The sequence below is a fragment of the Labrys miyagiensis genome, assembly GCF_030160835.1.
In the GTDB taxonomy this organism is placed as follows: Bacteria; Pseudomonadota; Alphaproteobacteria; order Rhizobiales; family Labraceae; genus Labrys; species Labrys miyagiensis.
The window spans coordinates 273,634-287,152 of sequence record NZ_BSPC01000054.1; the positions used below are offsets into that span (position 1 = coordinate 273,634).

Genomic DNA, 13,519 nt, shown 5'->3' on the forward strand with positions numbered 1-13,519 from the left:
TTACTTGGGAAACACCAATAGGGCGCACCATCGAGAATCCGGCGCGGCGTGGAAAAAGCCGCTCGCGTCCGCTCACTGCCTGCCGGCGGCGTCCGCGAGCTGGATCCTCGCCTTGTTCATCGACAGCTCCACGACACCGCTGATCATGGCGACATCGGCCATCGGCAGGCGCGACTCCCCCAGCAGCACGCTCAGATGGTTGCGGGAGGCTGCTATCGCCTTATCGATGGCGCGGTCGGCCATCGCCGAGTCGACCTGCCCGAACACGGACACCAGCTGGGTCATCGCCCCTTCCAGCACCGCATAGGCCGCCTTCATGGCAACGACACGCTCGACATGGTTGGCTTCAGTCATATCTACCACTTTTGGGCTAAGGACAGGGCACACGAGGTATCTCATCAGAAGCCGGTGCGCGAGGTGCGTTTTGCCACATCGCGTTACGTTAGAGCGCATCCGATGCACGGTCGCGGGACCTCCACGTCACGCTCGCCGGCCGCCGCATTGCAACTGGGCCCGCGCCTGCATTTACGGGCTGAGGACTCGCAAGCTCACCGGACGGCGTGCATGTGGCCGAGGCCTTGGTGAGCCGGAATCGCCGACACTACAATTCGCCCGGCATCGAGGAGGACGGAAGTCTGGCTGACAGGCTCATTCGCTGACCGCTTTCGCGGCAGCTATCTTGCGGCGGCAGTACAGACCAAGAGCCATGCCGCACCACGGATGCACCATGGCGGCTGGATCATTTGCATCGGGACCGCAATGCGGCATCCGCGCTCCAGCTATTTCCCCGGCATCATGCGCAGCAGCACCTTGTCCTTCAGCACATAATGATGGCCCAGCGCGGCCACGGCGTGCAGGCCGGCGAGGCAGATGATGGTCCAGGCGACGATGTTGTGCAGTTCGCCGAAGGTGCGGGCGAGATCGGGGTCGATGGCGACGTGGGGGATCTCGAACAGACCGAAGAACGAGAAGGGTTCGCCCTGCGCCCAGCGGAACAGGAAGCCGAGGGTGAGTTGCGCGGCGAGCAGGAGATAGAGCGCCAGATGCACCAGCGAGGAGGCCATCTCCTGCCAGCGCGGCAGGTCGGAGGGCAATTCGTAGCGGCGGGCGAGGCGCCAGAGGATGCGCGCCACCATCACCGCGGCCAAAGTGATACCCATGGAAATATGCAGCGATTGCAGGCCATTGCGCAGAAAGCTGCCCTTGGGCAGGAAGCCCCACGTCTCGGCGCTGGCGAACAGTGCGATGACGAGGAGGGCGGTGAGCCAATGCAGGGCGATGGTCAGCCCGTCATGGCGGGAACGGGCGGGGCTGGAGGTCAAGATATCGGTGGTCAAGGGGGGATTCCTGTGGCAGGTGCCGGGTGAACACGCCAGGGCGCGCGGCTATTCGGTCGGGAGGGGTGATGGGCGCTCAAGATGGCGTTTCTGGGGAAGGGTCACATTGAGCCCCGTCTAGCAGCCTAAATTTACTCAGGACTTAGCCTATGTTCAGCCCACGCTTCCGATAGACAGTTCCGTGAGCGACCGGACGAATTTGAGGCAGGCGAGGTGTGTGGACCGGCCCACAATAGCCCCGCCCTATCCGTGCGCTTGTCTCCTGGGTTATTCGCCGGCAAAGACCTCGGCGAAATTCCAGCCATTGCCGATCTTCCTGGCTTGGATGGGCCAGTTCGGCGAACCGTCCGCACCGCCGGCATAGCGATAGAACAGCATGTCGCCTGTTTCAGTGATGGCGTAGATCGCGCCGTTGCTTCCCGCGAACACCTGCTTGAAGTTCCAGCCATTGCCGATCTTCTTGGCCTGGATGGGCCAGTTCGGCGAACCGTCCGCACCGCCGGCATAGCGGTAGAACAGCATGTCGCCTGTTTCAGTGATGGCGTAGATCGCGCCGTTGCTTCCCGCGAACACCTGCTTGAAGTTCCAGCCATTGCCGATCTTCTTGGCCTGGATGGGCCAGTTCGCGGAGCCATCCACACCGCCGGCATAGCGGTAGAACAGCATGTCGCCTGTTTCAGTGATGGCGTAGATCGCGCCGTTGCTTCCCGCGAACACCTGCTTGAAGTTCCAGCCATTGCCGATCTTCTTGGCCTGGATGGGCCAGTTCGCCGAACCGTCCGCACCGCCGGCATAGCGGTAGAACAGCATGTCGCCTGTTTCAGTGATGGCGTAGATCGCGCCGTTGCTTCCCGCGAACACCTGCTTGAAGTTCCAGCCATTGCCGATCTTCTTGGCCTGGATGGGCCAGTTCGCCGAACCGTCCGCACCGCCATCATAACGGTAGAATAGCATATTGCCATCCTGCGAGATGGCGAAGACTGGATCGGCTTGCGCTGATCTCGCTGAGAAGAAGAGGATAGCGAAGAGAACAGCAATGGAAATCTTGAACCATGACAACACTCGCATCATTTTACCTTCCCTCCTGTCCATAACGATAATATAATACCTCCTTGTATATCACCCGTGAAAGACACTATTCCTGACATAACCCTGAAATATAGGTGAAATTTCGCAGGAAAAGCCAATCTGGGATTATAGCTCGGGGGCTGCCGCCGGGCCGTCCTGCATCATCAGCTTCGCTGTCGAATAGCTGCGGAAACAAAGGTGCTCGTATCTATGGATAGGCATGCCTGCCACCGCCCTAAAGCGCCTTACGTGCCACCGCGAAACTCACCCCGATTTGATGGGGCCAATAGCGATCGCCGCTTCAGAGGCTTAGCCCATATTCCGCAGCGCTCTCGACCAGGAACTCCGCAAAGGACTGGGCCAGCGTGGAGGGTGCCAGCAGGTCGTAGACGCCGTCCTCGCTGCCCTGGCAGAGGATCACGTTGACCTGCGCCATCACCGTGCGCGCCACGCGCCGAAGGCCGAACACCTTCGGGTGCAGGTCGAGGCGGCAGCCCTTGGCGAGTGCCAGGCGCGCCTTGGGGCCTGAGATGGTGAGCGCGCCATAAGCGAAGGACTGGTCGGTCACCGAGGCCGCCTCGCCTGCCGCATGCTTCAGGCTGACGGCGAGACCGCCCGCCCGGCCATGCTCGTCGAGAACAAGCCAGTCCCCCGGGCTGAGGCCAAGCGCCGTCAGCGGGCCGGCGCTGGCGATGCTGCCGGTTGCGGGCAGGTCGAGGGCGAACTGGGCCTGCAGCGCGCGCCGCAGCGCCTCCTCGCTGCCCGTGCGGACCTTCAACCCGGCGATGTCGGGGCTGCGCTCGGTGAGGCGCACCTGGCCGTTGCGATCCGAGGCGCGGTCGGGGATGAGGGTGTGGCCGCCGGGGGGCGTGGGGCGCAGCATGAGCTTCTCGACCTCGCCGACGGGCGTCGCGTCCTTCACCCGCAGGTTCTGGGGATCGACGACATGCGGAGAGGTGACGGTGACCTCGCAGGCCTCGCCCCGCACGGGATCGGCGGCGTGCAGCACCTTGCCCTGATGCGCCGCGCCGCCGGCGAGCAGCGCCAGGCCGATGAAGCCAGGCCCTTCCGTGGTCGGGCAGGCGGCGGTGACGAAGCCCAGGCTCTCCTTCGACTCGGCATTCATGAGGAGATGCGCACCGGCCCGCAGCTTCTTCTCGGCATCGGTGACCTTGACGCCCACCAGCGACAGACGTTGCGGATCGTTCAGTCCAGAACGCGTGACGAGCGCCTTGCCGATGAAATCGCCGTTCTTCTTCAGCATGCGGCCGAGGCCGAGATCCGCGGCGGTGGTCTGGCCGTTTAGCTCGCTGCCGGCGACATGGCCCTTCTCCACCCGCATCATATTGAGCGCGTCGAGGGCATAGGGCTTGATGCCGAAGGGCTTGCCGGCAGCGATGATCGCCTCCCACACCGGCTCGGCATGGCCGGAGGGCACGCTGACCTCATAGGCCATCTCACCGGAAAAGGAGATGCGGAAGAGCCGGCCCGCCACGCCTGCGATGGTGGTCTCCGCCACCGCCATGAAGGGGAAGGCAGCATCCTCCAGGTCGAGATCGACGATGCGAGCGAGCACGGCGCGCGACTTCGGCCCGGCCACCGCGAAGGTCGACCATTGGTCGGCGACATTGGTGATCTGCACGTCGAGCTCCGGCCAGACCGCCTCGTGGTGGAATTCGAGATGCTCCAGCACCGGCCCGGCATTGGCGGTGGTGGTGGTGACGAAAAAATGATCCGGCGCCAGGCGCGAAGTGGTGCCGTCGTCCATCAGGATGCCGTCCTCGCGCAGCATCAGCCCGTAGCGGGCGCGGCCGACGGGCAGCGTCGAGAAGGTGTTGGCGTAGATGCGGTCGAGGAAGGCGCCGGCGTCGCGGCCCTGGATGTCGATCTTGCCGAGCGAGGAGGCATCGGTCACGCCGACGCGTTCGCGCGCGTTCGTGGCTTCCGCCAGCACGGGCACCCAGCTCATGTCCTTGGCCGGCGAATAGACCAGCGGGCGCAGCCAGAGGCCGAGCTTGACGAAGACGGCCCCATGGCGAGCGTGCCAGTCATGCAAGGCAAGGCGCCGCTGCGGCTTGAAGTGCTTGCCGGTCTCCCCGCCCGCCAGCGCGCCGAAGGAGACGGGCGAGACATAGGGCCTGGAGGTCGGCAGGCCCGTCTCGGCGATACTCACACCCCTGGCTTCGGCGAGGATGGCGCTGCCGACGAGGCCGCCGGTCTTGCCCTGGTCGGTCGCCATGCCCTGCGTGGTGTAGCGCTTGGCATGCTCGACATGGGAATAGCCCTCGCGGTGAGCGAGCCGCAGGTCGTCGGCGGTGACATCGTGCTGGAGGTCGACGAAAGCCTTGGCGCGGCCTTCGGTCTTCACCTCCCAGAAGGGCAGCAGCGGCGTCTCGCCGGTGGCAAGCCCGGCCGCGCCGCCTGCGATCTTGATGCGATCACTCCCCTTCGCCACGAAGGTCGCGGCCGCTTCGTCCCAGGCGAGCTTCAGCCCCGCCTGGCTGGCAAGCTGGAGCTGCGGATTGTAGCCGCCGGAGACGCAGAGCAGGTCCGCCAGCAGCATCTGCGAGCGCCCGCCGCCGAGGATCGGTGCGAGGGTGACGATGTGGAGCGGCGCGCCCTCGGTCGCCACGATCTGCGAGCCGAACCAGACAGGAAAGCCCTTGCGCTCGGCCTCGCGGCCCTTGAGCGAGTCCGGCCTGACATCGACGATGCCGGCAATCTCGACACCCGCTGCTGCGAGAACATCCGCGTCGTGATAGGCGGCGTCATTGTTGAGGAAGAACACGGCCTTCTTGCCCGGCGCCACGCCGAAGCGCGTGACGTAGGCCGCGGCGGCCGAGGCCAGCATCACGCCCGGCCGGTCATTGCCCGGGAAGGCGATCGGCCGCTCCAGCGCCCCGGTGGCGAGCACGATGCGCCCGGGACGGATGATCCACTGGCGCTGACGCACCTGGTTGGCGCCGGGCGCGGGCAGATGGTCGGCCACGCGCTCGACGGCCCCGACGACCAGGCCGTCATAGAGGCCGAAGGCGGTAGTGCGCCTGAGCAGGGTGACATCGGGAAAATGCGAGAGCTCGCGGAAATCAGGGCCGAACTCTCCCGCCGCGATCGGATCGAGCAGCGAGGAACCGCCGAATTCGAAATCCTGCTCGATCAGGATCACACGCTGCCCGGCCCGCGCGGCGCGCACCGCGCTGACGACACCATGCGGCCCCGAGCCGACAACCAGCACATCGCAATGGGCGTGCATGATGTCGTAATGGTCGGGATCGGGCTCCACGGCGGCGCGGCCGAGGCCGGCGGCCCGGCGGATGACCGGCTCATAGAGCTCCTCCCACCATTTGGGCGGCCACATGAAGGTCTTGTAGTAGAAGCCGGCCGGCAGGAAGGGCGACAACAGGTTGTTCACCGCCCCGATGTCGAAGCCGAGCGAGGGCCAGCGGTTCTGACTCCTGGCCTCCAGCCCCTCATAGAGCTCGATGGTGGTGGCAGGAATGTTGGGCTCGCGCCTGGCCCCGCTGCGCAGCTCAACCAGCGCGTTGGGCTCCTCCGGCCCGGCGGTGAAGACGCCGCGAGGGCGGTGATATTTGAAGGAACGGCCGAAGATGCGCACGCCATTGGCAAGCAGGGCCGAGGCCAGCGTATCGCCGGCAAAGCCCTGATAGGCCTTGCCGTCGAAGCGAAAGGAGAGCGGCTTGTCGCGATCGATGAGGCCGCCCGTCTCGAGGCGGTAGGGCCCGCTCATGCCGAGGCCTCCGGCAGGACGATCTCGTCATCGGGCAGGCCCACGGCGTGGATCTCGTGGCTCAGGGTGTGGCGGGCCACCTTGAGGAGCCGCCGGCAGCCGGAGACATGCTGCCACCATTCGAGATGCCAGCCGGCCGGGTTCGTGCGCTCATAGACATAGGCGTGGAAGGCGTCGATACCCGCATCGGCGGCGGGGCGCCTCACGCTGGCATCGCCGCGATAGCGGAACTCGAACTCGTCACGCACGCCGCAATGGGGACAGGGAATTCTCAGCATGGGCGGTGGGTCCGGACGTGCAAGCTCTCGGTTAGGCGAGATGAGGGAGTTGAGAATGGAGCACGCCTTCGAAGTCCCCTCGCCCCGTTTACGGGGAGAGGATAGAGGTGAGGGGCAGCACAGGCTTCCGGAGTAAGGAATGCGGGAGAGAGCAAGGCGCGCCAGGTAGAATACCAATCTCCCAGTGTCACGCTGCCCCTCACCTCCATCCTCTCCCCGTAAGAACGGGGAGAGGGGACTTTGACGGCTCGCCCTATCCTCATGCGTCTCATCTCGCCCAGCCGGATCCCCATCTCAATGCATCCAGGCATAGGGCCCGACCCCGCGCTCGTCGATCATGCGGCCCTCGCGGAAGCGCTCCAGCCCGAAATGCGCGATCAGCGGATGCGGCTGCCCCGTCGCGACCAGATGCGCCGTGGTGAAGCCGCCGGCCGGGATGGCCTTGAAGCCGCCATAGCACCAGCCGCCATTGAGGAAGAGATTGGCCACCGGCGTGGTCGAAATGATCGGATTGCCGTCGAGTGACATGTCCATCGTCCCGCCCCATTGCCTGAGCACGCGCAGGCGCCCCAGCGCGGGCATCAGGGTGAGGCCGGCCGCCAGCACATCCTCCACCATCGGCAGGTTGCCGCGCCGCGCATAGGTGTTGTAGCCGTCGAGCGCGCCGCCGAAGACGAGGCCGCCCTTGTCGGACTGGCTGACGTAGAAATGCCCGGCGCCATAGGTGACGACGCAGTCGATCAGCGGCTTGACGCCCTCGGAGACGAAGGCCTGCAGCACATGGGTCTCGATCGGCAGGCGGAAGCCCGCCATCTCGGCAAGCCGCGAGGAGTGGCCGGCGACGGCGAACAGCACCTTCTTCGCCCCGATGAAGCCGCGGCTGGTCTCCACACCCGTGATCGCCTCGCCCTCGCGCCTCAGGCCCGTGACCTCGCAGGTCTCGACGATGTCGACGCCGCGCGCGTCCGCCGCCCTGGCATAGCCCCAGGCCACCGCATCATGCCGCACCGTGCCGCCGCGCTTCTGCAGGAAGCCGCCGATCACCGGGAAGCGGCCATTGTCGGTATCGATCAGCGGCACCAGCTTCTTCACGCCCTGCTTGTCGAGCAACTCGGCATCGACGCCTTCCAGCAGCATCTGGTTGGCCCGGCGGGCAAGCTGGTCGCGCTGGCCGTCGGCATGCACGAGATTGAGCGCGCCGCGCTGGGAAACCATGGCGTTGTAGTTGAGATCCTGCTCCAGGCCTTCCCAGAGTTTGAGCGAGAAGTCGTAGAAGCGGATGTTTTCTCGCGAAAAATAGTTCGAGCGGATGATGGTGGTATTGCGCCCGACATTGCCGAGCCCGATGCCGCCGCGCTCCAGCACCGCGACATCGGTAATGCCGTGATTCTTGGCGAGGTAATAGGCCGTGGCGAGCCCATGCCCGCCGCCGCCGACGATGACGACCTCATAGGAGGATTTGGGCGAAGCCTTGCGCCAGGCCGGCCCCCAGCCGCGATGACCGCGCAGAGCCTCGGCGAGAAGGCGAAATCCGGAATAGCGAACCATGGGCCTCGGACAAATGCCGTTACGGTTCCCGGCATAGAGCACGAGATGGGGATGAGGCAACCGGATTTGTGGTGCCTTGTACAAGAGGCAGCAGTTGGCAAGCTGCAACCCATTGCATTCAAGCGACTTCGCGGGTTGTCCGGTGAACGTTGAGACCGTATCCGAGCGCAGTGAGCAGGCTCGACAGAGTCGACAGGCGCACATCCGCCTGCTGGTTGATCACGGCATGAATGGTCTGGCGGCTGACACCGGATACCTTGGCCAGATGGCTGATGTTGTCCTTTCGGCAGAGGGCCGCGAGGACCGCGACGAGGTAGGACGGATCTCCCTCCTCGACCACCGCCTCCAGGCCGACATTGAGTCCAGCCTCGATGTCCTCTTCCGTCTGAAGATGATCTTCGATCTTCCAGGGCTTCAGTTCCGGATGATCGGCTGGATTGAACTTCCGGTGATTCTTGTCGGTGGTCGTCATGGGTGTGTGGTGCTCCAGTCTAGAACTGTGATGAAGGCCAGTTCTCCTCAGTATTTCCTCGCCATGTCGATGGCGGCATTGATATCCGCCTGTTGAGTGGTCTTGTCGCCCCCGCAAAGCAGGATGATGTAGATGCCCTCGCGCTCTGTGAAATAGACCCTGTAGCCAGGGCCGTAGTCCACCTTGATCTCACTGACCCCTGCCCGCAGGGGGTTCACCTTCCCCGTCTTGCCGTGCTGGACGTCGTGGATTGACTTATTGATACGCTGGACCGCGACACGGTCCCTGAGCTTGCCGATCCACTTGGCATAGTCGTCCGTCTGGACGATAGTCTTTGGCGGCGGCGTTTCTTCCGGCACGGCTTCCTCTAGTCATTAGCATGTGTAAGAAATACTTGACAGTCGCCGCACTGTCAAGTTCTCTTTACACTCCAGCATAGAGTGCCCCTCCCCCATTCACGCAGGCAATACCCCGCTCCGCCCCATCGAACCTGCCGCTCTTCATGCAGCAGTTCTTGAAACCGCCTCAGGGAACCGCAGACGCACGGATCGTTGCGGCCGAGCTTTTCTGTCAGCTCCACATCGCCATGTACGAAGCGGACGCCGCGCTTGACGCTCGTCTCCGAGGGATAGGACCTGCGGCGCTTGCTCGATACTTCAAAAGCGCGCCATGTCTTCGAAACGAGCTTGCTCTTCGAAGTTGCGATGCTTCTTCATTGTCGTCACTCCTCTTTCTATCCGGCACCCTTGCCGGACTTCCTCAGATCACCCGCACCGGGTTGCCGCGCTCCACCTGGATGCGCGCCAGCCACTCGCGGAACCGTCCGGCATTGCGCTCACGCTCCTGCATGCCAGCCAGCACCGCCCTGAGCCTGGCCACCGCCAGCGCGCGGTTGCGGTGCTGGCAGCGGTCGTCGCGGGCGATGGCACTGGCGCCGGTCGGCTTGTGCACCACCCTGACGGCGCTCTCCGTGCGGTTCTGGTGCTGGCCGCCCGGCCCGCCGGCGCGCCTCGTCTCGAAGACGAGATCGCCAGGCAGGAGATCGGGCACGGCTGGGGGTTCGGGCACGCGGTGGACGGCCACGAACCAGTTCTTGCGCCGATGATGCGGGCGCATGCGGCTATCGGCCACGCATTGCACCGTGCCCTCCCAATCGCGCAACAGCGCCGCCGCGCCCTCTCCGCCGAGCGAGATCAGCACGGAGGGCTTGTCACCCATCGGGTTGGCCTCGGCGGCGCAGTCGACACCGGCGGAAGCGGCCTCGCGCTGCAGGGCCGCGACCACCTCGGCAACGGCAGCACGGCATTCCGCCGGCCCTCGCCCCGAGGTGACGCAGACGAGGATGGTGCTCATCGCTTCACCCTCCCCTGCTCGCGCTTCATCCGTGCCGTCTTGAAGGTCAGCACCGGCCGCAGAATGGCGACCACGCGCACCAGCCCCTCGGCCTCCAGATCCGCCACGACTTTCGTGACATCCTTGTAGGCTTCGGGCGCCTCCTCCAGCAGGAGCTGGCGATCCGTGCAGATGACGTGCCCGCCATAGGGATTGCGCGTCAGCCGATCGAGATTGCTGGCGACCTGGCGCTTTCCACCCAGCATCGAGGCCCGGTCGTGCTTGCGCCCCGCGCCATGGGCGAGGGAGGCGAGCGCGTCCGGCGGCGCCGGCAGGGGCTCGACGAGATAGGTCACGCTGCCGCGCGAGCCGGGGATGGGAACCAGCCCCCGGTCCGACGGCGCTGCACCCTTGCGGTGCAGCACAAGGTCACCCTGGCGTTCGGCGAGGTTGTGCGGATTGTCGATCCGCTCCTCCCCCTCAGTGCGCAGCGCCTGCAGGGCCCGGCCGGCGATCACCTGCCGGTTGAGCCTGGCAAAGCGCAAGGCGAGGTCGTGGTCGGCGAGATAGTCCATCCCCGCGCCCTCCAGCGGCAGGCCACCGGTGCCATCGACATGATGGTGCGCCAGCACTGCCGGACCGAGCCCGCGCGAACCGGAATGCACGAGCAGCGACAGGCCGCCCGCCACGACGCCGGCCTGCGCCGCCGTGGCGGGATCGAAGATCTCCTCCACCGCCTGCAGCTCGCAGAAATGGTTGCCGCCGCCGACCGTGCCGAGCGAGGCGGCAAAGTCGAGAGGCAGGCCATGCTCGTCAAGCAGCGCAGCGGCATTGCCCTCCCAGGCGCCCTCCAGCACCGCCATGCGCTCGACGGCCTTGTCGAGCTTGAGACGCCGCTCCGGCAGGTCGAGCGACCAGAACTGCATGCCGCAGCCGATATCGGTGCCGATGACATCGGGGAACACACGCCCCCTCGCCAAGGCGGCACTGCCCACCGGCGCATGATGGCCGGGGTGGAGATCGGGCATGCCGGCCACCGCCAGCATGTCCGGCCGCCCGGCCAGTTGGTCGAGCTGCCGCGTGGCAGCCCCTTCGATCCAGGCATTGGACGAAGCAAACAAGCGGATACGCGCCACGGCGCCCGCTTCGGGGAAATTGCCCATGAGAATTCTTCAAACGAAAGGCGTGTTCTTGGGGCGGGAACGAGCGCAAGGACGAACCTGCATGCGCTGACTTCACAGACAAGACGCGTCAAATACGGAGTGTCGATCTCTAGAGCAAAACGCTCCCGCCACGTCGGCATGCCGAAGTGACGGGATCGACATTCTCGGAAACGGCGCACTCATCGGAAAGTAATGTCGATCAGTGATCGACACTCCCAGGAACACGTCACCCTTCAACAGCCGCCGAGGCGACGCGGGGTAGTCAGCTTGCAGCCCTGACCGGGCGGATCGGCATCGTCATGGCCTGGTCCTTTCGCTTGGCGGGAGAGCAAGGTGCCCTCGACCGAGGGACGCGCTGATAGCAGAGCCCCTTCCCGCCCACCAGTGCAAACGGGCAACAGCCGGCGGCAAAAGCGGCGAAAATTCCCCCGACTTTTCCCCCACTCCGATCTTGCCCCGCACCGAACAACTCTATATGTAGCGCCCGACCAGCTGCGGAGAGGTGGCAGAGTGGTTGAATGCACCGCACTCGAAATGCGGCATGGGGGCAACTCCATCGGGGGTTCAAATCCCTCCCTCTCCGCCAATCCTTCGTTCACCATCATTCACTGACGTTCGATAAACCCTTGTGATTCCTTCACTTGGCCGGTTTGTCGTGTCATATTCATTCGCGGGCGTTCGCTGAAAATCGCGTCTGCCGTTAGGGTGAATGTTGGGAGTGTGGCGGAACATGGCACGACAGGTGGATCGGCTCAATGCCAGGTCGATAACAGCCCTTTCGACTCAGGGAAGGCACGCAGATGGCGGCGGCCTCTATCTGATCGTCGACCACAACGGCGCCAAGCGTTGGTCTTTTATCTTTCGCTGGCAGGGAAAGCTGAAGGAAATGGGGTTAGGCGGCCTGTCGAGCGTCTCGCTAGCTCGGGCGCGCGATCTGGCAAAGGAAGCGCGCGCAAGGGTCGCGGACGGCGTCAACCCGATCGAGGAGCGAAAGCGCGATAAGCCTGTGCCGACCTTTGGCGCGATGACAAAAATCTACATCGATTCGCACTCAGCCTCTTGGAAGAACACCAAGCACAGGCAGCAGTGGGAGAACACTCTGGCGCAACACGCGAAGCTGCTGACTGACAAGCCTGTCGACCAGATCGACGTTGCCGAGGTGTTGAAGGTGCTGCAACCGATCTGGTCGAAGATTCCAGAAACCGCTAGTCGCGTGCGTGGCCGTATGGAAGCCATCCTCGACGCGGCCAAGGTCAGCGGCCATCGCACGGGCGAAAACCCAGCCACATGGAAGGGCAACCTGAAGCATCTGCTATCTTCCAGGAAGCGTCTCACACGGGGCCATCACGCTGCTCTTCCCTTTGCCGAGTTGCCTGCTTTCATGGAAAGACTCCGCGCCCGACCTGGCGCATCCGCCACTCAGTTAGAGTTCCTGATTCTCAACGCCTCGCGCTCAAGCGAGGTCAGGCTCGCGTCCTGGTCAGAAATCGAATTTGACGAGAAATTGTGGATCATACCGGCTGAGCGCATGAAAATGGCCAGGGAACATAGGCTGCCATTGTCGCCTCGATCGATGGAAATTCTGACTGCTATCCGGGAACGTCAGCAAACGGAATCCCAAGTAATCGGACGACAATGGAGCGAAAAGGGTCATATCTTCACCCAGCCCGGAGGGACGACCGCCCCCAGTATAAACGCGACCGAGATGCTACTGCGCCGTATGAAGGCGAATGTCACCACACACGGCTTCCGCTCCAGCTTTCGCGATTGGGTTGGTGACGCCACCAATTTTGACCGCGACCTTGCCGAGATGCAGTTGGCCCATCAGGTCGGTGACGAGACAGAAATTGCATACCGGCGAAGCGATGCCCTGCAAAAGCGGCGCAAGCTTATGGAGGCGTGGGCGAGCTATCTCACTTCCGACGATGGCTCGAAAGTCGGTCAAATGAAGCGCAATTAAACAGCGAGGTTCGAAATGGTGAGCCCGCCCATATCATCGTGCGGTCTTGCCGGAGACGCACTCACTATCCTTTGTTTTAAGTCGTTTTTTGTCCCTGTTAGAGTCTGTTTTGAAGATCACGGGTGAGCGGTTCTATGGAGAAGGATGCCACCCATAGCGACGAAGATCATCGCCTGGAAGACGTGCTCAGCGCCGTCGCTGATCGAACGACTGGGGATGCCCGGCTCGCTCGAGGATCTCGGACGATACGATGCGCTTGTCTATCATCGCGACGGATGGACTGAGCCTTGGGCCTTCCCCGACAAGGACGGACGCATGGAACTGGTCGAGCCACGTTCCCGCATTCGCGCCGCCGATCTTGGCATCATTCTGGACGCCGCGGTTTTCGGACGGGGGGTCGCGTGGCTACCCGACTGGCTGATAGAGGAAGCGCTCGGAGCGGGAAGGCTTTTGCAGCTCCTGCCCGATCTCCCGGCTCGCCACCACGACATTCATCTGCTCTGGCCGACGGCGACGACCCTCCCCGCACGGCTGCAAGTCGCGATAGCGGCCCTGACTGTAAATCAGCGCTAAAGTGGGCCCCCCGTTAAAACCAAGCTATAGCTCTGATTCC

12 protein-coding genes and 1 tRNA gene are annotated in these 13,519 nt (G+C 64.1%); 3 read left to right on the plus strand and 10 right to left on the minus strand.

Annotated elements, in window-relative coordinates:
- Nucleotides 1-72 precede the first annotated feature (72 nt).
- The 10 genes from QQL24_RS24685 to QQL24_RS24735 form a co-directional block, all read right to left on the minus strand.
- Complete coding sequence (locus QQL24_RS24685) at nt 73-354, minus strand: hypothetical protein (protein ID WP_284314949.1); 282 nt, start codon at nt 352-354, stop codon at nt 73-75.
- 425 nt (nt 355-779) lie between these two features.
- Nucleotides 780-1,337 (minus strand): cytochrome b, encoded by a 558-nt coding sequence (locus QQL24_RS24690; RefSeq protein ID WP_284314950.1) that lies wholly within the window; start codon nt 1,335-1,337, stop codon nt 780-782.
- A 267-nt stretch (nt 1,338-1,604) separates the two neighbouring features.
- Nucleotides 1,605-2,429, minus strand: coding sequence for a tachylectin-related carbohydrate-binding protein (locus QQL24_RS24695; protein WP_348536498.1), 825 nt, complete (start codon nt 2,427-2,429; stop codon nt 1,605-1,607).
- A gap of 277 nt (nt 2,430-2,706) precedes the next feature.
- Entirely contained in the window at nt 2,707-6,153 is a 3,447-nt protein-coding gene (locus QQL24_RS24705; RefSeq protein ID WP_348536499.1) for a 2Fe-2S iron-sulfur cluster-binding protein, read from the minus strand.
- Nucleotides 6,150-6,431, minus strand: coding sequence for a sarcosine oxidase subunit delta (locus tag QQL24_RS24710; protein ID WP_284314951.1), 282 nt, complete (start codon nt 6,429-6,431; stop codon nt 6,150-6,152). Before QQL24_RS24710 ends, QQL24_RS24705 begins: the two co-directional genes overlap by 4 nt.
- Before the next feature lie 294 nt (nt 6,432-6,725).
- A complete protein-coding gene (locus QQL24_RS24715) occupies nt 6,726-7,979 on the minus strand; it encodes a sarcosine oxidase subunit beta family protein (protein ID WP_284314952.1) in 1,254 nt (417 codons plus the stop codon).
- A 118-nt stretch (nt 7,980-8,097) separates the two neighbouring features.
- On the minus strand, nt 8,098-8,451 hold the full coding sequence (locus QQL24_RS24720; protein WP_284314953.1) for a helix-turn-helix domain-containing transcriptional regulator: 354 nt from the start codon (nt 8,449-8,451) through the stop codon (nt 8,098-8,100).
- A gap of 47 nt (nt 8,452-8,498) precedes the next feature.
- Complete coding sequence (locus tag QQL24_RS24725; RefSeq protein WP_284314954.1) at nt 8,499-8,810, minus strand: type II toxin-antitoxin system RelE/ParE family toxin; 312 nt, start codon at nt 8,808-8,810, stop codon at nt 8,499-8,501.
- A gap of 400 nt (nt 8,811-9,210) precedes the next feature.
- Nucleotides 9,211-9,804, minus strand: a complete 594-nt coding sequence (gene prfH / locus QQL24_RS24730) for a peptide chain release factor H (RefSeq protein WP_284314955.1) — start codon at nt 9,802-9,804, stop codon at nt 9,211-9,213.
- Nucleotides 9,801-10,946 (minus strand): RNA ligase RtcB family protein, encoded by a 1,146-nt coding sequence (locus QQL24_RS24735; protein WP_284314956.1) that lies wholly within the window; start codon nt 10,944-10,946, stop codon nt 9,801-9,803. The genes prfH and QQL24_RS24735 overlap by 4 nt, the downstream gene beginning before the upstream one ends.
- Nucleotides 10,947-11,442: 496 nt before the next feature.
- Here QQL24_RS24735 and QQL24_RS24740 point away from each other — a divergent pair.
- The 3 genes from QQL24_RS24740 (at nt 11,443) to QQL24_RS24750 (ending at nt 13,479) form a co-directional block, all read left to right on the plus strand.
- Nucleotides 11,443-11,532: transfer RNA gene (locus tag QQL24_RS24740), tRNA-Ser, on the plus strand.
- Between the two features lie 144 nt (nt 11,533-11,676).
- Nucleotides 11,677-12,906, plus strand: coding sequence for a tyrosine-type recombinase/integrase (locus QQL24_RS24745; protein WP_284314957.1), 1,230 nt, complete (start codon nt 11,677-11,679; stop codon nt 12,904-12,906).
- 144 nt (nt 12,907-13,050) lie between these two features.
- Nucleotides 13,051-13,479, plus strand: a complete 429-nt coding sequence (locus QQL24_RS24750; protein ID WP_284314958.1) for a LysR substrate-binding domain-containing protein — start codon at nt 13,051-13,053, stop codon at nt 13,477-13,479.
- The last annotated feature ends 40 nt before the right edge of the window (nt 13,480-13,519 follow it).